13 protein-coding genes are annotated in these 19646 nt (G+C 58.7%); 6 read left to right on the forward strand and 7 right to left on the reverse strand.

Annotated features, from left to right (window positions below; all coding sequences use genetic code 11):
* Window positions 1-2: 2 nt before the first annotated feature.
* Genes C8265_RS06455 through C8265_RS06470 form a run of 4 tightly spaced genes read left to right on the forward strand, consistent with a single transcriptional unit; the run spans window position 3 to window position 4793 of the window.
* Window positions 3-446 carry a DUF6691 family protein gene (locus C8265_RS06455; protein ID WP_108483177.1) on the forward strand — a complete coding sequence of 148 codons (444 nt, stop codon included), beginning with the start codon at window positions 3-5 and terminating at the stop codon, window positions 444-446.
* 10 nt (window positions 447-456) lie between these two features.
* Entirely contained in the window at window positions 457-1338 is an 882-nt protein-coding gene (locus C8265_RS06460) for an MBL fold metallo-hydrolase (RefSeq protein ID WP_108483178.1), read from the forward strand.
* 16 nt (window positions 1339-1354) lie between these two features.
* The gene (locus C8265_RS06465; RefSeq protein WP_108483179.1) at window positions 1355-3028 is read left to right on the forward strand and encodes a bifunctional protein tyrosine phosphatase family protein/NAD(P)/FAD-dependent oxidoreductase; all 1674 of its coding nucleotides are present in this window, start codon (window positions 1355-1357) and stop codon (window positions 3026-3028) included.
* 52 nt (window positions 3029-3080) lie between these two features.
* Window positions 3081-4793 carry a SulP family inorganic anion transporter gene (locus C8265_RS06470; RefSeq protein ID WP_108483180.1) on the forward strand — a complete coding sequence of 571 codons (1713 nt, stop codon included), beginning with the start codon at window positions 3081-3083 and terminating at the stop codon, window positions 4791-4793.
* Window positions 4794-4812: 19 nt separating this feature from the next.
* Here the strand turns inward: C8265_RS06470 and C8265_RS06475 are convergent, their stop codons facing one another.
* The 7 genes from C8265_RS06475 to C8265_RS06505 form a co-directional block, all read right to left on the reverse strand.
* Window positions 4813-6126, reverse strand: a complete 1314-nt coding sequence (locus C8265_RS06475) for a cytochrome-c peroxidase (protein WP_108483181.1) — start codon at window positions 6124-6126, stop codon at window positions 4813-4815.
* 261 nt (window positions 6127-6387) lie between these two features.
* Window positions 6388-9717, reverse strand: coding sequence for a transglutaminase family protein (locus C8265_RS06485; RefSeq protein ID WP_108483182.1), 3330 nt, complete (start codon window positions 9715-9717; stop codon window positions 6388-6390).
* A gap of 33 nt (window positions 9718-9750) precedes the next feature.
* Window positions 9751-10722, reverse strand: a complete 972-nt coding sequence (locus C8265_RS06490; protein ID WP_108483183.1) for a zinc-binding metallopeptidase family protein — start codon at window positions 10720-10722, stop codon at window positions 9751-9753.
* A gap of 11 nt (window positions 10723-10733) precedes the next feature.
* Entirely contained in the window at window positions 10734-10892 is a 159-nt protein-coding gene (locus C8265_RS19450; RefSeq protein ID WP_164512285.1) for a hypothetical protein, read from the reverse strand.
* A 63-nt stretch (window positions 10893-10955) separates the two neighbouring features.
* Window positions 10956-12056: a pyridoxal phosphate-dependent aminotransferase gene (locus C8265_RS06495; RefSeq protein WP_108483184.1), complete on the reverse strand. Its 1101-nt coding sequence runs from the start codon at window positions 12054-12056 to the stop codon at window positions 10956-10958.
* Between the two features lie 53 nt (window positions 12057-12109).
* Window positions 12110-15244, reverse strand: coding sequence for a valine--tRNA ligase (locus C8265_RS06500; RefSeq protein WP_108483185.1), 3135 nt, complete (start codon window positions 15242-15244; stop codon window positions 12110-12112).
* Window positions 15245-15430: 186 nt separating this feature from the next.
* The gene (locus C8265_RS06505) at window positions 15431-15871 is read right to left on the reverse strand and encodes an Lrp/AsnC family transcriptional regulator (protein WP_108483346.1); all 441 of its coding nucleotides are present in this window, start codon (window positions 15869-15871) and stop codon (window positions 15431-15433) included.
* Between the two features lie 226 nt (window positions 15872-16097).
* Here C8265_RS06505 and C8265_RS06510 point away from each other — a divergent pair, with 226 nt between their 5' ends.
* The gene (locus C8265_RS06510) at window positions 16098-17240 is read left to right on the forward strand and encodes a type III PLP-dependent enzyme (RefSeq protein WP_108483186.1); all 1143 of its coding nucleotides are present in this window, start codon (window positions 16098-16100) and stop codon (window positions 17238-17240) included.
* A gap of 80 nt (window positions 17241-17320) precedes the next feature.
* The gene (locus C8265_RS06515; protein ID WP_108483187.1) at window positions 17321-19615 is read left to right on the forward strand and encodes a xanthine dehydrogenase family protein molybdopterin-binding subunit; all 2295 of its coding nucleotides are present in this window, start codon (window positions 17321-17323) and stop codon (window positions 19613-19615) included.
* Window positions 19616-19646 lie beyond the last annotated feature (31 nt).

Here is a 19646-nt window from a genome sequence, read left to right on the forward strand (position 1 = left end):
CGATGCGACTTTTCATAACCTATCTGATCGGGCTGGTGTTTGGCATCGGAATTGCGATTTCGGGCATGGCGAACCCCGCCAAAGTGCTTAATTTCTTTGACGTGGCCGGTGATTGGGACCCCAGCCTGGCATTTGTGATGGGCGGCGCGCTGATTGTCACGATGATTGGCTATCGCTTTGTGTTGAAACGTCCGGGGCCGATGTTTTCAGGCGCGTTTCAATTGCCCACACGCCGCGATCTTGATCTGCCGTTGATTGCCGGATCGGCCTTTTTCGGGGTGGGGTGGGGCATTGCGGGCTTTTGCCCCGGTGGTGCGTTGCCCGCGCTTGGCACCGGACGGTCCGAGGTTTTGATCTTTGTTGCGGCGATGGTCGCAGGAACGCTGGGCGCAAAATGGGCGCAAGGTGCCCTGAAACGCCGCGCCCAATCCACAGCCGAAGTTTGAGGAAATCAAGATGAGCTATCCCATAGACATGTCCGTAAAACCCGAGGTTTCCGCCCATTTCGATGAGGCCACGAACACGATCACCTATATCGTCAAGGATCCCACCAGCAATCATTGTGCCATCATCGACAGCGTGATGGATATTGATTATGCCGCCGGGCGCATCACCTATGATCACGCCGATGGCTTGATCGCCGAGATCAAAGAGCGCGGTCTGACCCTGGACTGGATCATCGAAACCCATGTGCATGCCGATCATTTAAGCGCGGCGCCCTACCTTCAGCAAAAGCTGGGCGGCAAGATCGGCGTTGGTGAAAAAATCATGGTGGTGCAGGAAACCTTTGGCAAGGTGTTCAACGAAGGCACCGAATTTCAGCGTGACGGATCACAGTTTGATGCGTTGTTCAAAGAGGGCGACACCTATAAAATCGGAAATATGCAAGGGTTTGCCATGCACACCCCCGGCCACACACCGGCATGCATGGTGCATGTGATCGGCGATGCCGCCTTTGTGGGCGATACATTGTTCATGCCCGATGGCGGCTCGGCGCGGTGCGATTTTCCCGGCGGCGATGCGGGTGATCTGTATGACAGCATTCAAAAGGTGCTGTCGCTGCCCGATGAAACCCGGCTTTTCATGTGCCACGATTACGGTCCGAACGGCCGCGCGATTGAATGGGAAACCACAGTGGCCGAACAAAAGCGCGACAATATCCATGTGGGGGGCGATAAAACCCGCGCAGATTTCATCAAATTCCGCACCGAACGCGATGCACAGCTTTCGATGCCGAAACTGATCATCCCATCGTTGCAGGTGAATATGCGCGCGGGCGAAATTCCAAAGGATAAAGACGGCAATCAAATGTTGAAAGTGCCGGTGAACGGACTTTGAACCAAGGGGACCATCCATGGAAATGAAAGCACTGACCGCAGGTCTGTCCGTGAGCGGACAGATCGTGCCTGCCGATTTACCGAAAATCAAGGATGCCGGTTTCCGCGCAATCCTGTGCAACCGGCCCGATGGCGAAGGGTCGGATCAGCCCTCGTTTGATGAACTTGCCAAGGCGGCGGGCGAACTTGGTCTGTCGGCGGCCTATTTGCCGATTGTCGCGGGCAAGGTCAGCGACAAGGACGCCGCCGATTTCGACAAGGCCCTGACCGAACTGCCCGGCCCCGTGTTGGCCTATTGTCGCACAGGCACACGTTCGGCCACCCTGTGGTCATTGGCGCAGGCGGAGAAACGCAGCCTGGCCGATATTCTGGCGGCGACCAAGGCCGCGGGATATGACATGGCGGGCGTCGTGCGCCGCATCGTCAATGGCGGCAAAACCCCGACCGACACGGGCGATGCCAGTTATGATGTCGTCATCGTTGGGGCGGGGGCCGGGGGCATCGCCGCCGCCGCCAGCCTGAAATCACGTCAGTCCGGTCTGGAAATCGCAATCATCGATCCGGCAGATATTCATTATTACCAACCCGGCTGGACCATGGTGGGCGGCGGTATTTTTGAACCCCAGGACACCGCGCGCACCATGGGGTCACTTATTCCGCGCGATGTACATTGGCTTAAATCTGCCGTGGCCGCGTTTGAACCTGAAAACAACGCGGTGATCCTGGATGGTTGCCGGGTGGTGAAATACAAGCGCCTGATCGTGTGTCCGGGTCTGAAACTGGACTGGAACAAGATCGACGGTCTGGTCGAAACCCTGGGCAAAAATGGTGTAACGTCGAATTATCGCTATGATCTGGCGCCCTATACCTGGCAATTGGTCAATGGCATGTTCGAAGGACGGGCAATTTTCACCCAACCACCGATGCCGATCAAATGCGCCGGCGCCCCGCAAAAGGCGATGTATCTGTCGGGTGATGCCTGGCACCGGCGCGGTGTGTTGAAAGACATTGATATTCAGTTCAACAATGCCGGTGGCGTGTTGTTCGGGGTCAAGGATTACGTGCCTGCCCTGATGAAATATGTCGAAAAATACGACGCATCGCTGAATTTCTTTCACAATCTGGTGGCGGTCGATGGCCCGGCCAAAAAGGCATGGTTCGACGTGGCAAAACCCGACATGCCGGTGGAGCGGGTCGAGATGGAGTTTGACATGATGCATGTCTGCCCGCCCCAAACCGCCCCGGATTTCATCCGCGTTTCGCCCTTGGCCGATGCGGCGGGATGGGTCGATGTGGATCAGGCAACGCTGCGCCACAAAACCTATGACAACATCTGGTCATTGGGCGATGTGATGAACGCGCCAAATGCGAAAACCGCCGCTGCGGCGCGGATTCAGGCGCCGATCGTGGCCGAGAACATCATCGCCGATATCGCCGGACGGTCGCCAGTGGCGCAATACAACGGTTATGGCTCTTGCCCGCTGACGGTTGAACGGGGCAAGATCGTGCTGGCCGAATTCGGCTATGGCGGCGCGATGCTGCCCAGTTTTCCGAAATACGTGATCGACGGCACCAAACCATCGCGCGCGGCATGGTTTCTAAAGGAAAAGATGCTGCCGCCGGTCTATTGGAAGGCGATGCTGAAAGGTCGCGAATGGATGGCCAAACCCGAAAAAGTCACCGCCGGGTAAAACACCTTGGCCGTTCCTGTTTATCAGGAACGGCCCCAAATCCGAGAATCCCATGACATTTGCACGATATCTGCCCATCCTCACCTGGGGGCGGGCGTATAACCGCACAGCCCTGTCCAACGATCTTGTGGCGGCTTTGATCGTTACGATCATGCTGATTCCGCAATCGTTGGCCTATGCGTTGCTGGCCGGCCTGCCGCCCGAGGCAGGGCTTTATGCCTCGATTGCGCCAATCATCCTGTATGCGATTTTCGGAACCAGCCGCGCCTTGGCGGTGGGGCCAGTGGCGGTTGTATCGCTGATGACGGCCGCCGCCCTGAACAATATCGTTGAGCAGGGCACGATGGGCTATGCGCTTGCCGCGCTGTCGCTTGCGGGGCTGTCGGGGCTGATGTTGTTGGTTATGGGGCTGTTTCGGCTGGGGTTTATCGCCAATTTCCTGTCTCATCCGGTGATTGCGGGGTTCATCACCGCATCGGGCATCATCATCGCGGCAAGTCAGCTGAAGCACATCCTGGGGATCAATGCCGAAGGTCACAACCTGTTGGAATTGGTCGTTTCCTTGGTGCGGCATTTACATGAAATCAACTGGATCACCGCCATTATCGGCGTGCTGGCCACCGGATTTCTGTTTTGGGTGCGCAAGGGTTTGAAACCGCTGTTGCAACGGTTCGGCCTGGGCGCGGGGTTGACCAGTGTGTTGGTGAAAACCGGGCCGGTTGCGGTTGTGGTGGCGACAACGCTTGCCGTCTGGCTTTTCGGGCTGGCGGATCAAGGGGTCAAAATCGTGGGTGAGGTGCCCCAAAGCTTGCCACCGCTGACCCTGCCGTCATTTTCGCCGGAATTATTGGGCCAACTTTTGCTGCCGGCGTTTCTGATTTCGATCATCGGCTTTGTCGAATCGATTTCCGTCGCACAGACCCTGGCCGCCAAGAAACGCCAACGGATTGATCCGGATCAGGAATTGATCGGCCTTGGGGCGGCCAATATCGGCGCATCCCTGACGGGTGGATTTCCGGTGACTGGCGGGTTTTCACGGTCGGTGGTCAATTTTGATGCCGGGGCCGAAACCCCCGCCGCCGGGGCATTCACGGCGGTTGGTCTGGCCATTGCCGCGCTGGCGCTGACGCCGCTGATCTATTTTCTGCCCAAGGCGACGCTGGCCGCGACGATCATCGTTGCGGTGCTGAGCCTGGTGGATTTTTCGATCCTGAAACGCAGTTGGGGATATTCAAAGGCGGATTTCGCCGCCGTGTTGGCGACCATCGTGATCACCCTTGGACTGGGCGTTGAAATCGGCGTGTCGGCGGGCGTTGGGCTTTCCATTTTGCTGCATCTTTATAAATCGTCAAAACCCCATATTGCCGAAGTGGGGCAGGTGCCGGGCACCGAACATTTCCGCAATATCCTGCGCCATGATGTGATCACCGACCCGGGTGTTGTCACGCTGCGGGTGGATGAAAGCCTGTATTTTGCCAATGCGCGGTATCTTGAGGACAAGATTCACAACCGTGTTGCCGGGGATACCATGGTGCGCCACGTAATCCTGCAATGTTCCGCAATCAACGAAATTGATCTGAGCGCGCTTGAGTCACTGGAGGTGATCAATGAGCGCCTGCGCGAAATGGGGGTCAAACTGCACCTGTCCGAGGTAAAAGGCCCGGTGATGGACCGCCTCAAAGAGCAGCATTTCCTGAAGGACATGACCGGCAAGGTGTTTCTGTCGCAATATCAGGCCGCTCTGACGGTTGGGTCGCAAACTTGATCTATCGCTCTCACCGCCCTTAATGATCGATCGGCAGGCCGCTTGGGACAGTTTCGGGAATGCCCAAGCGCCCGGCCTGTGCCACCGGGTCGGTCAGGCTGTGCAGGAATGCCTCAAGTGCCGTAAGGTCGGCGTCGGTCAGGGCGATCGGTGGTGTTGTCACGGCGGCGCGAATGGCATCAACATGGGCGATGTCGGCCAGTGGGCGCATATCATCGCCTGTGCCGATGCCAGGCATCATTTGCACATTCGCGATAATGTCATCCGGATTCACAGTAAAATCGGTATGATGCTTTAGAAAATCCGACAATCGCGCAAATGCACCCGTATGCCCATAGGGCGCGGTCAGCGCGACGTTGCGCAGGCTGGGCGTGCGAAACCTGTAGGCATCTTGCGCCACGCCGGTCACTTCCATCCGGCCTTCATCGCGTTGGTGATCCTCGAACGACGCGGCCTTTCCGGGGCCAAATTGCGGAACGCCCATGGCGTGAAACCCGTGATCGGTTTGAAACGGGCCGCTGTGACAGGTGGCACATTGTGCGGCACCATGAAACAGATCCATGCCAAGGGCGGCATCATCGGCCAGGCTGTGTTCGCCGCGCAGCACTGTATCAAAGGGTGACGTATCGCTGCGCCATTCAAATTCGATGAAGGATGCAATGGCATTGGAAATATCGGTAAAGGCGATGGGCCGACCGGCGGCGATTTCGGGATATACCGCCTGAAACCGCAGCCTGTATTCAGGAATGTCGGCCACCCGCTGGCTCAGCAGATGCCATGCGCCACCGGGGCCGGTGATCATGCCCTGACGTACCGCGCGGGCCACGTCGTTTTCGGAATAATGCCCGGCCATTTCATCCTGGCTAAGCACGGGAAACATGGTTTGTGCCGATAATACGCCATCAAACCCCACCACCATATCATCATCCATTGGCGTACGCAGCCCCGAGGCGCGGGCGCTATCGGCCTCAACCCGACCATCGTGAAACAGCACGCTGAATTCCCGCGCGCCAAGGTTGAACAGGGCGGGCGCGTTGCGCGGTATCCGTTCTTCGGGCGGGTTATTGGGATCGGGGCGGCGATCGGGGCCCAGACCGATGCCACCTTCGCCAATCCCCAGGGGCAAGCCATCGGCGGTGCCGAATTTGGGGTGGTGGCAGGTGCCACAGGAAATGTTGCGATTGCCCGACAGGATCGGATCCCAAAACAACAACTGCCCCAGTTTCGCGGCGTCCTGTGCCGCGGGCCGGAACATTGCATCGCTTACCGGCGGGGGCAGATCGCCCGCCTGTGCCGCGCCCGCGGTCAACAACACCCAAACCCATGATTTCATGACATACTCCCACCATTCACAGGCCCAAGGATACAGGGTGAATGCCGGAATGCGTACAGGAATTTTGGATAAAAGAACACCGCCCCCGGGTTCACGGTTGGAACCTCAGGGGGCGGCGCCGATGGCGGTTATCCTTGCACGCCCTTAGGCCGCTGGATGGTATCGGGTCTCCTCCCACGAACGCCATCAGATCTTGCAATCTCACATTGGTGTGATGCCTTGTTTCCGGTGAAAAGTCCACAAAAAACGTTTACGGATTGGTCATAAATTGGGCATCCGGCGCAGATCGAGGGTGAAGGGATATTCAGGATGCGGCGTTTCGGCCACCGGATCCCATGTGCCAACGGTGTGCCCGTGGGGTTGGAACCGCGACAGGCGGCGCGCCTCGGCCTCGTTTCCGTTGACCGGAAAGGTATCGTAATTGCGCCCGCCGGGATGGGCCACATGATAGGTGCAGCCGCCCAGCGCCTTGCCCGTCCAAGTGTCGTAAATATCAAAGGTCAACGGCGCATCGACCGGCAAAACCGGGTGCAGCGCCAGCGGCGGTTGCCACGCCTTGAACCGCACGCCGCCCACCGACACACCGTTGGTTTTGGTGCGGCTCATCGGCACCCGACGTTTGTTGCAGGTCACGATATAGCGGTCTGGATCGGCGCAAGTCAGCTTTGCCTGCATCCTCTCGACCGAACTGTCGGTATAGCGCACGGTGCCGCCGATTGCACCGGTTTCGCCCAACACATGCCAAGGCTCTAACGCTTGGCGAATTTCCAGATGCGCGCCTTCATATTCGACCTCGCCGCAGAACGGAAAACGGAATTCGGCCTGGGCCTTGAACCAATCGGGCGACAGGTCAAATCCGTGATCGCGCAGGTCGCGCAGCACTTCAAGAAAATCCTCCCACACCAGATCGGGCAGCATGAACCGGTCTTGCAACGCTGTGCCCCACCGGGTCAGCGGCCCCTTCAGCGGGGCGGCCCACATCCGCGCGATGATGGCGCGCAACAGCAGTTGTTGCGCCAAAGACATGCGCGGGTCTGGCGGCATCTCAAAGCCGCGAAATTCGACCAGGCCCAAACGGCCCGTGGGGCCATCGGGGGAATACAATTTGTCGATGCAGATTTCGGCGCGGTGGGTGTTGCCGGTGACATCGACCAACAGATTGCGCAACAAACGGTCAACCAGCCAGGGCGGCGGCGGCGTGCCTTCGCCGGGGGCCGGAATTTGGTTCAGCGCGATTTCCAATTCATACAGCGCATCATGGCGCGCCTCGTCAATGCGCGGCGCTTGTGATGTGGGGCCGATAAACATGCCCGAAAACAGATAGGACAGGGCCGGGTGACGCTGCCAATAGCGGATCAGCGAGGCCAACAGATCGGGCCGGCGCAAGAACGGGCTGTCGGCAGGGGTGGCCCCGCCCACCACCACATGGTTGCCACCGCCGGTGCCGGTGTGGCGCCCGTCGATCATGAATTTATCGGCGGCCAGGCGGGTTAGGCGGGCCTCTTCGTACACGATTTCGGTGATCGCGCGCACTTCGTCCCAATCTTTGGCCGGGTGCACGTTCACCTCGATCACGCCGGGGTCGGGGGTGACGCGGATCACATTCAGACGCGGATCATGGGGCGGGCCGTATCCCTCAATATGCACGGGCAGACCTTGGGCTTTGGCCGCGGTTTCCGCTGCGGCGACCAGTTCAAGGTAATCCTCAAGCTTTTCAACCGGGGGCATGAACACGCACAGCCGCCCGTCGCGCGGTTCCACCGAAACCGCCGTGCGCACCGCGCCGCCGACTTCGCCCAATGTCTGTTCCACCCGATCCTGGGTGGGTTCCGAGGCGGTGAAGCTGCTGCGCGCCTGGTGTTTCTCGGCGGCTTCGGCATCGGTTTCGCCACCGTATTCGGGCAGGGGGGGCCGGGCATCAAACGGATCTTGCGGGATCACATGGGGAAAGGCCGAGTCGGGCACATGGGGCAGGGTGCCAAGCGGCAGACGGTATCCAACCGGGCTGTCACCGGGCACAAGGTACAGGTGATTGCGGCGCAACGACCATTTTTCACTGCGCCAGCCTGCGGTGGCCTTTGCCTGCCATTTTTGCACGGGCAAGACATATCCCGAAGGTTCGGTCAGGCCGCGCGCAAACACCCGCGCGATGCGCTGCCGTTCTTCTGGGTCTTTCAGTTTTGAATTTTCCGGGGTGACATTTTCGGGCAGATTGGCCTCTTTGATGATCCATTCTGCCGGGTCTTCATAGGCGGGGGTCACGTTTTCGCCAGGCACGCCCAGGGTTTGCGCCATATCGGCCAAAAACTGCGCGGCTTGCTTTGGGGTTGCCTTGGCATCACGGCCTTCTTCGGCCACCAGATCGGGGTTTTTCCAGACCGGTTTGCCATCTTCGCGCCAGTAGAGTGAAAATGTCCAACGGGGCAGGGTTTCGCCGGGATACCATTTGCCCTGTCCGTAATGCAAAAAACCGCCGGGGGCGAACCGGTCGCGCAACCGGCGGATCAGTTGATCGGCAAAGGCGCGTTTGGTGGGGCCGACCGCGCCGGTGTTCCATTCTTCGGCCTCGAAATCGTCAATCGAAACAAATGTGGGTTCGCCGCCCATGGTCAGGCGCACATCACCATCCGCCAGCGCCTGATCCACCTTTTTGCCAAGGGCGTTCAGATCATCCCATGCGGTATCGGAAAACGGTTTGGTTATGCGTGGATGTTCGGCCACGCGCGTCACCTTCATGTCGAAATCAAACGTCACATCCGCCGCACTGGCCATGCCGGAAATCGGCGCGGCGTTGCGATAATGGGGCGTTGCGGCCAAGGGAATATGGGATTCGCCTGCCAACAAACCGCTGGTCGGGTCCAGGCCGACCCAACCGGCACCGGGCAAATATACCTCGCACCAGGCGTGCAGATCGGTGAAATCCTTGTCGGTGCCTGCGGGGCCATCCAGCGCGGTCAGGTCGGGTTTCAACTGTACCAGATAGCCCGATACAAACCGTGCGGCCAGGCCGAGGTGGCGCATCGCCTGCACCAAAACCCAGGATGTATCGCGGCACGATCCCTTGCCGGTGGTGAATGTTTCTTCGGGGGTTTGCACACCCGGCTCCATCCGGATGACATAGCCGATTTCCTGTGACAACCGGCGGTTCAGCGTGACGATGAAATCATTGACCGGGGTCTTTTCGCGCGGCACCGACGCCAGAAAAGCCGACAATTGCGGACCCGCCGGTTCGGGCGACATATAGATCGACAGATCGGGCAAAATATCATCGTCATAATCAAACGGCCAATATTCAGCGCTGTCTTCGACGAAAAAATCGAACGGATTATAAACCGACATGTCGGCGGTGACGTCCACCTCGATCTTTAATTCGCGCACCGGTTCGGGAAACACATAGCGCGCCATCCAGTTGCCATAGGGATCTTGTTGGTGGTTCACGAAATGCGGCTGTGGCGATACCTTAAGTGCGTGGGAAATCACCCGCGTGCGGCTGTGCGGGGCCGGGCGCAGGCGAATGATCTGTGGACCCAAAGTCACGGGTCGGTCGTATTGATAGTGGGTCAGGTGATAGATGCTGGCATAAATCGACATTAGGCCCCCAGGGGTTTGGTTTGCCTACAAATCTCACATAAAACCGTTGCTGACCACCCGATAGGGTGCAATCAGGCTGTGAATGAACTGCATCTTGTCGATAACCGGCGCGTTCAAAACGAAAGGGTAAAGATCGGGCTGGCCCAAGGCACGGTTGACCGCGTTGATCGCAATACTGACGGGCACAAAGGCATCAACCACCGCCTGCGCGTCCGGTGCGCCGTAAGGATCAAACGGCGCGCCGCCGCCCATGCCATAGGCCATGGCGGTATCCAACCCATCAACCATATGCAGCCAATGGGCAAAGGTTTCGGCGAAATCCTCCCACGGGTGGGACGCGGCATAGGCGCTGACGAAAGATTGATCCCAATCGGGGCGGGGGCCGTTGGCATAATGGGTTTTCAGCGCCTGCTGATAATCGGCGCGATCATCGCCAAACAGGGCGCGGCATTCCTCCAGACGGTTGGAATCCTGTACCAGAACCTGCCAGTAATAATGGGCAACCTCATGGCGCATATGGCCGATCAGGGTGCGGTACGGTTCGCCCATGGCGGTGCGGCGCGCCTCGCGGGTGGCATCATCGCCCTCAGCCACGTTCAGGGTGATCAGACCGTCGGCATGACCGGTCAGCACCTTTTCATCCTTGCTGTCGGCCAGAAAATCAAAGGCCAGCGCCTGTGCCCCATCCACGGGGGTGGGCAGGTTCCAGCGGATCAGCGAATAAAACAGCCGCCGCTTTGCGCGCTCGATCTTGGCCCAGGGTTCGCCGTGATCGGCGGCATCGGGCACGGTGCGGTTGTGTTGGCACGCCCGGCAATACCCGCTGGCCGGATCGGCCACCCAATTGCACAGCGCCGCGTTGGCGTTGCGGCACAAAACGGCGGGGGGGGCGGGGGTGAACGATTGGGATTCGGGCGCAAACCCCAAGGTGGTGGCACAATGCACACAGGAATGATTGCTAAAATGCACTTCTTCCTCACAGGTAGGGCAGGCAAAGCGTTTCATCTTTGGTCCGATCAGTCAGAGTTGCGCGGCAACGCGGCCAATGCTTTGTCAGCGGCCCAACCCGTGCCCAAGGCCACGATCAGGCCCCATATTGCCCATATGGCGAACAGAGCCATAAATACAAGGCAGAATGCCGAAACCAGAAAGGCGTTTGTGTAATCTTCGACCATGTCATGCCCCCTTTCATAGGGCCATGATAGCCAGCTTGCGCGCGCTGTCATCTGACATTCGCGTCAGCGCGCGGCGTTCAGTGCCTTTGGCAGACAGTGCGCCAACAAATCCAGATCTTCGGGCAAACCACAGCCGATGCGGATACACCTGTCTTGCGGCGCGACAAACGGCATCCGCACAAAGACACCCTGTTTGGTGAGTTCCGCCAAAACCCGGCGGGCAAATGCACCATCACCGCCACAATCGACAGTAACGAAATTGGTGGCCGAGGGCAGGGGGATCAACCCGTTATCGCGGGCGATTTCACCGATACGATCCCGCGCGGTGGCGATTTTTGCAATGACTTCGGTAAGATACGCCTGATCCTGTACGGCGGCCAAGGCCCCGGCCTGTGCGATGCGGTTCATCCCGAAATGGTTGCGAATCCGGTCAAATCCGGCAATCAGATCGCGTGGCCCGATGGCATAACCCACCCGCGCCCCGGCCATGCCGTAGGCCTTGGAAAAGGTGCGCATGCGAATGACATTGGCTATGTCGGGGGCGATCTGTGGCGCGGTGCCAGCGGGGGCGGTATCGATATAGGCCTCATCCAACACCAACAGCGTGGTTGCGGGCAGGTGCGCGATCATGTCTTGGATCGCAGTGGCACTGTGCCAGGTGCCCATGGGATTGTCGGGGTTTGACAGATAAATCAGCCGCGCATCGGTGGATTTTGCGGTGGCGATCAAGGCCTCCAGATCTTCGTGATCATCGCGATATGGCACCTTGTGCAAGGTGCCACCATATCCGGCCACATGGAAATTGAATGTCGGATAGGCGCCATCGCTGGTCACCACATTCACCCCCGGTTCCACTGTCATGCGGCAAAGATAACCCAAAAGCGCGTCGATCCCTTCGCCGATCTGAATATGCGCCGGATCGATGGCGTGAAGATCGGCCAGGGCGTGGCGCAGGGCGTGATTTTCGGGATCGGCATACATCCAGACATCGCGCGCGGCGTTTTCCATCGCCTTTATCGCGCTGGGCGCGGGGCCGAACACGTTTTCATTGGCCCCAATCCGGGCGCGAAACGGCGCGCCGCGCTGGCGCTCTTGCGCCTCGGGGCCGACAAAGGGCACCGTGGCGGGCAGGCTGGCGATATGGCGGGTCAGGAACGTGGACATCGGCGCGCCTTCTTATTGGGCCGGGGGCGGTGCGACAGCCCCCGGCGAATTGATCAGCCGATTTCGGCCAAACGATGCAACGCGGTTTCAAGGCGCTGTTTTTCTTCGGCTTTCACGGCGGCCTGCGCCTCGGTTTCCTCAATCACCTGGGCATCGGCGTTTTCACGGAACTTGGGGTTTTTCAACCGCCCGTTCAGGCCCCCCAGTTCTTTTTCAACCTTGCCCAGAGCCTTGGACAGGCGCGCCTTTTCTGCCGACACGTCGATAATATCGGCAAGGGGCAGGGCAAATGTGCCCCCCGCAACCGGGATTGTCGCGCTGCCTTTGGGGGCGGTTTCGGCCAAGGCCAGGCTGTTGAGCCGCGCCAGTTTTTCGATCATCGGCGCGTTGTTGTTCCATGCGGTCTGGCCCGGCTCATCCAGATCCAGCATCAACAGATCAACCTTCAGCGCGGCAGGCACGTTCATTTCACCGCGCACCGACCGGATGCCTTCGATCAGGGAAATCACCCAGTTCATTTCACTGTCGGCCTGTGGGTCGATCAATTCATCGCCATAGGTGGGCCAATCGGCATGGATCAACATTTTTGACCGCTCGATCTGGCCCCACAACTCTTCGGTGATGAACGGCATGATCGGATGCAACAGGATCAGACACTGATCCAGCACCCAAGCCAAAGTTTGCCGGGTTTCGATTTTCTGTGCATCTGTCCCATCCAACAGCAGCGGTTTGGACAGTTCCACATACCAATCGCACACCTTGCCCCAGACAAAGACATACAGGGCATTGGCGGCATCGTTGAACCGATAGGCGGAAAGCGCGGCGTCAACATCGGCCCGCACCTTTGCCGTTTCGCCGATGATCCAGCGGTTCACGGTTTGGCTGGGTTGGGGCAGGCCCTTGTGGGTGGTGGCGCCATTCATTTCGGCAAAGCGGAACGCGTTCCACAGTTTGGTGCCAAAGTTGCGATTGCCGGCAATGCGCGCGGTCGACAGTTTCAGATCGCGCCCCATCGATGCCATGGCGGTGAGGGTAAAGCGCACCGCATCACAGCCGTATTCATCAATCAATTCCAACGGGTCCAGAACATTGCCCAAAGATTTGGACATTTTCTTTCCCTTTTCGTCACGCACCAGGGCATGCACATACACCGTATCAAACGGTTTTTGCCCGACCACGGCATATTGCATCATCATCATCCGCGCGACCCAGAAAAAGATAATATCAAACCCGGTGATCAGAACCGAAGTGGGGAAATATTTTTGCAAAGCTTCGGTGTTTTCGGGCCACCCCAAGGTGCCGATGGGCCAAAGCCCCGAGGAAAACCAAGTGTCCAAAACATCGGCATCGCGCCAAATTGGATAGACCAGTTTGGTGGGGTCCTGGGTCACGTTATATTCGGCAAGGGACACCGCCAGTTGATGAATCGCGGCGCTGCGATCGGCCACCTCAACCACACGGGCGTTGTTCAGCGGGTTTGGCAGGCTGGCCAGATCATCGCGAAACCGCTCGGTAATCGTGGCGGGATCGGCGGCGCAGTGGGTGCGCCGCCCGGCATGAACCAGATGATCGCGGGTCAACAGCGCCAAAAGCTCGACCTCATCCAAGGTATTATCGCCTTCGTCGTCCTTGAAACTTGAGGTGTGCAGATCAAGGCCATACCAGACCGGAATCTGATGCCCCCACCACAATTGCCGCGAAATGCACCAAGGTTCGATATTTTCCAACCAGTTGAAATACACCTTGCGGTCTTGTTCGGGCAGGATCGTCACCTCACCCGATTTTACCGCATCAATCGCGGGTTGCACTATTTTGGCGGTGTCCACAAACCACTGATCGGTCAGCATCGGTTCGATTACCACCTTTGAGCGGTCGCCAAACGGCTGCATGATCTTTTTATTTTCCACCAGCGGGATCGTGGCAGGTGCGCCTTCGTCCGTTGACGGGTTTGGCACCATCACGGCCAAACCTTCGTCGGTGATTTGTTCGACAATTTGTTTCCGGGCCTCAAACCGGTCAAGCCCGCGCAGATCTTCGGGCACCAGATTGGTTTCGCGCACATTCGGCACCGGCTGTTCGCCCGACGATTGAACCTGACCATGATAGGTATTCACCCAATCGCGGGCATAATCCCCGGCTTGGCTTGCGCTTTCGTCATAGGGCAAGCCATCGGCGCGCATCTGCCCACGGGTATCGAGCAGGGAATAGAGCGGAATGCGATTACGCTGCGCCACGGCATAATCGTTGAAATCATGGGCACCGGTGATTTTCACCGCACCCGACCCAAAGGCGGGATCGGGGTAGTCATCGGTGATGATCGGGATCAGGCGGCGCTGTTCCTTTGGCCCCACCGGAATTTCACACAGCTTGCCCACAATCGACGCATAGCGCGCATCAGACGGGTGAACGGCGACAGCCCCATCGCCCAACATGGTTTCAGGCCGGGTGGTGGCAATGGAAATATAATCGCGGGTTTCGCGCAGGGTTTCTTTGCCGTCTTCGTCTTTTTCCACATATTCATAGGTGGCCCCATCGGCGAGGGGGTATTTGAAATGCCACATATGGCCGTCGGTTTCGATATTTTCGACCTCAAGATCGGAAATCGCGGTTTCAAATTGCGGATCCCAGTTGACCAGCCGTGTGCCGCGATAAATCAAACCCTTGTCGTACATATCGACAAACACTTTGATCACGGCATCGTGGAAATTGCCCTCTTCGCCCTCGGGGGCTTCGGGCGCGCCTGACATGGTGAAGGCTTCGCGCGACCAATCGGCCGAGGCACCCAAGCGTTTCAATTGGCCAATGATGGTGCCGCGCGATTTGATTTTCTGTTGCCAAACCCGTTTGGTGAAATCTTCGCGCCCCATTTCGGTGCGGGTTTTTTCGCCATTCGCGGCCATATCCCGTTCGGTGACCATTTGCGTGGCAATGCCCGCGTGATCGGTGCCGGGTTGCCACAACGTGTCAAACCCGCGCATCCGGTGCCAACGCACCAGAATATCCTGCAAGGTGTTGTTAAACGCATGGCCCATATGCAGGCTGCCGGTGACGTTGGGCGGCGGGATCATTACGCAAAACGTTTCGGCGCGGCTGGCATTGGCCCCGGCCATAAAACATCCGGCGTCTTCCCAGGCATCATAAATGCGCCCTTCGGCGTCGGCGGCTTGGAATGTTTTTTCCATCGGCATTGCGCTGTTCCTTTGGCTGCTTGGCCCTGATTTAACCGCTTGCGCCTGCAAGGGAAAGGGCGCGCGTTTATCGGCGTTGGATTTGGATATTTTTAGCAAGAAAAAACCCAAACGTGGTGGGAAAGTCCGGCCGTGCCGCTGGTTGGTAAACAAATAATCATGTGCGCCGCAAGGCGCCCGTTTTGGTCAGGCCGCGGTGATTGACCGGTCGAGCTTTGTACTTAGATGCACCAGGCTTTCTGTGTCGACCACACCGGGCAGGGTGGCGACGGCTTCGATGGTGTCATCCAGATTTTCGGTGGTGTCGGCGGCCAGTTGCACGATCATGTCAACCCGCCCCGATGTGGTGTGAACCACCTCAACCTCGGGGATTGCCTTGAGCCGGGCCAGAACGGCGGCGCCGCTGCGCGGTTCGATTTCCATCATCACCGTGGCGCGAATCCGGCGCACTGTGACTGCCTGACCTAAGCGCACCGTGTAGCCGCCGATCACCCCGGTGCGCTCCATGCGTTCGATTCGCGCCTGCACTGTACTGCGCGCGACCTTAAATCGCCGTGCCAATTGCGATGTCGAGGTTGAGGAATTGGCCGCCAAAGCCGCCAAAAGTCGTTGATCCAGATCATCCATCATTTCGCCCGCCAGTTTCGTCATTTTAACCGATGTTCTGGGCGATTTTACTCTTTTCTTAGGCGAAATCAACGGGCATATGACCATCAGACTTCAGGAGATAAGGGCGGCTTTCTCGCGCACCTGGCCTGGGGTGGTGGACCTTCGTGTGTGCCTCCCAACCGGTGATCCGGGCAAGAGAAAGCAGCGTTCTTTTACGTAATCCTTCCTGAGGAGACCTTGTGTCATGGGCCTGTCAAAAACCATTTTCGCCAACCCAACCGAATACCTTGTGCGCGAACAACCCGAGGATCCGGTTCTGTTTTTTGCGCCGATGGTTTTGCAAGCCACGGCGCGCCGGTTTTTGCGCGGTTTTCCGGGCCTTGTAACCTATGCCGTCAAATCCAACCCCGACGAAATGGTTGTGGCCAATCTGGCCGCTGCGGGAATTCGCGGATATGATGTGGCCTCGATTTTCGAGATTGATCTGATCCGCCGCGTCGCCCCCGGTGCGGCGATGCATTACAACAACCCCGTGCGCTCGCGCAGCGAAATTGCCCGCGCGGTTGAATTGGGTGTGCGGTCGTTCAGCGTGGACAGCCACAGCGAATTGGCCAAATTGCAGGATTTGGTGCCCGCTGGTGCCGAAATCGCCGTGCGTTTCAAGCTGCCGGTCAATGGCGCCGCCTATAACTTTGGCGCGAAATTCGGCGCGACCGCTGAAAAGGCCACTGAACTGTTGCGCGCGGCCCGGGATATGGGGTTTGTCGCATCGCTTACCTTTCATCCCGGCACCCAGTGTGTCGATCCGATGGCATGGGACAGCTATATCCGCACTGCCGCGCAGATTGCGACAGATGCGGGCGTGGAGATTGCCCGTCTGAATGTGGGTGGTGGGTTTCCATCGCACCGTCTGAGCGATGTGAACCCCGAGTTGGAAAACATCTTTGGCCTGATCGACCGGGTCACAACCGAAGCGTTTGGCGATGCACGCCCGGCGCTGGTGTGTGAGCCGGGCCGCGGATTGGTCGCGGAATCGTTTTCGTTGGCCACCCAAGTGCGGGCGATCCGCGATGATGAACATGTGTTCCTGAACGATGGCGTCTATGGCGGATTGGCCGAACTGCCGCTGATCGGGATCATTGACCGGGTCGAAGTGCGCGATCCTGCCGGTGCGCGCCGCAATGCCCCTGGGCGGGCGCGGATCGTGTTTGGCCCGACCTGCGATTCGGTTGATCGGTTGCCCGGTGAATTGGCGCTGCCCGGTGATATGGCCGAAGGCGATTTCGTGATGTTTCATGGGCTGGGTGCCTATTCTACCGCCACGGTCACCCGGTTCAACGGCTTTGGCAATTTTCAGATTGTCACTGTTATGGCGCTTCACGGTTAAAATAGCGTGGTGGCGGGGCTGGACATGGCCCCGCCTGCCGTTACTCTTCGATGCGTAATCAGACGCGTAGGAGCAGACCCATGGACACCTTCGGCAAATCACAATCGACGACGCGTGTTGAGGATATTCGGTTTCTTACCGGTGGTGGGCGTTATGTGGATGATATTGCGCCGAAAGCTGCGCTGTTTGGCTATGTTTTCCGCTCGCCCGTGGCCCATGCTACGATTGGTGATTTGAATGTGAATGCCGCGCGCCAGGCAACCGGTGTAAAGATGGTTCTGACCGCCGCCGATGTGCGCGATCTTGGCGTCGAACTGAACATGGGCGCGTCCCTGATCGACAACCGTGATGGCACCAAGGGCGCGGCACCCGCCCGCCCGTTTCTGGCCACCGACACGGTGCGGTTTGTCGGCGAACCGGTCGCCTTTATCGTCGCCGAAACCCTGTCACAAGCCCGCGATGCCGCTGAATTGATTGATCTGGATTACACCGATTTGCCGGTCAAGGTGGATGTGGAGCCGGGGGGCCAAACCCTTCATTCCGAGGCGCGTGATAACATTGCTTTTGATTATGGCTTGGGCGATGAGGCGGCGACCGACGCGGCATTCCGCGCCGCCGCCCATACCGTCAGCCTGCGCATTGATGACAACCGCGTCATCGCCAATTCGATGGAGCCGCGCGGGGCCTATGCAGAGTGGGAAAATGACCGCCTGCATGTCTGTTTCAACGGACAGGGGGTGTGGGGCCTCAAGGGCGATCTGGCCAAGGCGTTTTCCCTGCCCCCTGAACAGGTGCGTGTGACCAATCCCGATGTGGGCGGCGGATTCGGGATGAAGGCATTCACCTATCCCGAATATCTGATGGTCGCCACTGCCGCCAAAGCGTTGGGAAAACCCGTGCGCTGGATGGGCGAACGCACTGAATCCATGCTGTCGGACAATGCCGGGCGCGATCTGGTCAGCACGGCGGAGCTGGCCTTTGACGACGATTACAAGATCACCGCCTATCGCATCAAATCCCTGTGCAACATGGGCGCCTATAACAGTTCGTTCGCGCAATTCATCCAGACCGAACTGTTCGCGAAGGTGTTGATGGGGGTGTATGATGTGCAAACCACCTGGATGAACGCCATCGGTATTTACACCAACACCACCCAAGTTGACGCCTATCGCGGGGCTGGCCGCCCCGAGGCGATATTCGCGCTGGAGCGCGTGATCGATTATGCGGCGCGCGAATTGGGCGTTGATCCGTGGGAACTGCGCCGTCGCAATTTCATTGCCGCCGATAAATTTCCCTATACCAGTGCGACCAACGAAACCTATGATGTGGGCGATTTTCACCGGGTTCTGGCGTCGGCCGAACAACACGCTGACAGGGCCGGGTTCGCCGCGCGCCGCGCTGAATCGCAGGCGGCGGGCAAATTGCGCGGTCTGGGATTGTGCTATTACATCGAATCGATTTTGGGCAACCCGTCGGAAACCGCAACGGTTGAATTTCAGGACGATGGCACAGTGCTGATCTTTGTCGGCACCCAATCCAACGGCCAGGGCCATGAAACGGTCTATGCCAAATTCCTGTCCGATCAAACCGGCATCCCGTTTGAGGCGATATCGGTGATCCAGGGCGACAGTGACCGGATCGCCAAGGGGGGCGGCACCGGCGGATCGCGCTCGGTCACGGTGCAAAACAATGCCACGCTTTATACCGTGCGCAAGATCATCACCGATTTCAGCGCCTTCCTGGCCGAAGAATACGACACATCCGAAATTGAGTTCGATGATGAGCGTTTTCGCATCCCCGGCCGCAACGAAACCCCCACCATGCTGGAGGTCGCGGCCATGGCCCGCGCTAAGGGGCGTAGCGATCTGTTGCGCCAGACCGAAACCCAAACCTTGCCGGCCCGGTCTTTCCCCAATGGCGCCCATGTGGCCGAGGTTGAGATTGATCCCGATACCGGCGTCGTCAGTATCGCAAAATACACCGTCGTCGATGATTTTGGCAATCTGATCAACCCGATGCTGGCCGAGGGCCAAGTCCACGGCGGTGTCGCCCAAGGCATCGGTCAGGCGATCACCGAACGGGTGGTTTATGACGCCGAAGGCCAGCTTTTGACCGCCACATTCATGGATTACGGCATGCCCCGGGCCGACGATCTGCCGATGATTGCGTTTTCCACCGAACCGGTGCCATCGACCGCCAATATCATGGGCATGAAAGGCTGTGGCGAGGCGGGCACCGTCGGGGCATTGGCCGCGGTTTCCAACGCGGTTCTGGATGCGGTGTGGGATCGTGGAATCCGACAGATCGACATGCCGTTCACCCCGATGCGGGTGTGGGCCACCCTGAACCAAAGCGCGCAAATCGCCGCCGAATAAACCCGTGATTGGTGGTATCCGTCAATCGCCC

Source organism: Oceaniglobus ichthyenteri (assembly GCF_003057885.1).
Classification (GTDB): domain Bacteria; phylum Pseudomonadota; class Alphaproteobacteria; order Rhodobacterales; family Rhodobacteraceae; genus Oceaniglobus; species Oceaniglobus ichthyenteri.

Excerpts from the sequence above, each read along its gene's own strand:
- C8265_RS19450 (WP_164512285.1), bottom strand. The coding sequence starts at position 10,892 with ATGGTCGAAGATTACACAAACGCCTTTCTGGTTTCGGCATTCTGCCTT.
- C8265_RS06510 (WP_108483186.1), top strand. The coding sequence starts at position 16,098 with ATGGGCCTGTCAAAAACCATTTTCGCCAACCCAACCGAATACCTTGTG.
- C8265_RS06455 (WP_108483177.1), top strand. The coding sequence starts at position 3 with ATGCGACTTTTCATAACCTATCTGATCGGGCTGGTGTTTGGCATCGGA.
- C8265_RS06505 (WP_108483346.1), bottom strand. The coding sequence starts at position 15,871 with ATGGATGATCTGGATCAACGACTTTTGGCGGCTTTGGCGGCCAATTCC.
- C8265_RS06470 (WP_108483180.1), top strand. The coding sequence starts at position 3,081 with ATGACATTTGCACGATATCTGCCCATCCTCACCTGGGGGCGGGCGTAT.
- C8265_RS06515 (WP_108483187.1), top strand. The coding sequence starts at position 17,321 with ATGGACACCTTCGGCAAATCACAATCGACGACGCGTGTTGAGGATATT.
- C8265_RS06465 (WP_108483179.1), top strand. The coding sequence starts at position 1,355 with ATGGAAATGAAAGCACTGACCGCAGGTCTGTCCGTGAGCGGACAGATC.
- C8265_RS06495 (WP_108483184.1), bottom strand. The coding sequence starts at position 12,056 with ATGTCCACGTTCCTGACCCGCCATATCGCCAGCCTGCCCGCCACGGTG.
- C8265_RS06485 (WP_108483182.1), bottom strand. The coding sequence starts at position 9,717 with ATGTCGATTTATGCCAGCATCTATCACCTGACCCACTATCAATACGAC.
- C8265_RS06475 (WP_108483181.1), bottom strand. The coding sequence starts at position 6,126 with ATGAAATCATGGGTTTGGGTGTTGTTGACCGCGGGCGCGGCACAGGCG.
- C8265_RS06460 (WP_108483178.1), top strand. The coding sequence starts at position 457 with ATGAGCTATCCCATAGACATGTCCGTAAAACCCGAGGTTTCCGCCCAT.
- C8265_RS06490 (WP_108483183.1), bottom strand. The coding sequence starts at position 10,722 with ATGAAACGCTTTGCCTGCCCTACCTGTGAGGAAGAAGTGCATTTTAGC.
- C8265_RS06500 (WP_108483185.1), bottom strand. The coding sequence starts at position 15,244 with ATGCCGATGGAAAAAACATTCCAAGCCGCCGACGCCGAAGGGCGCATT.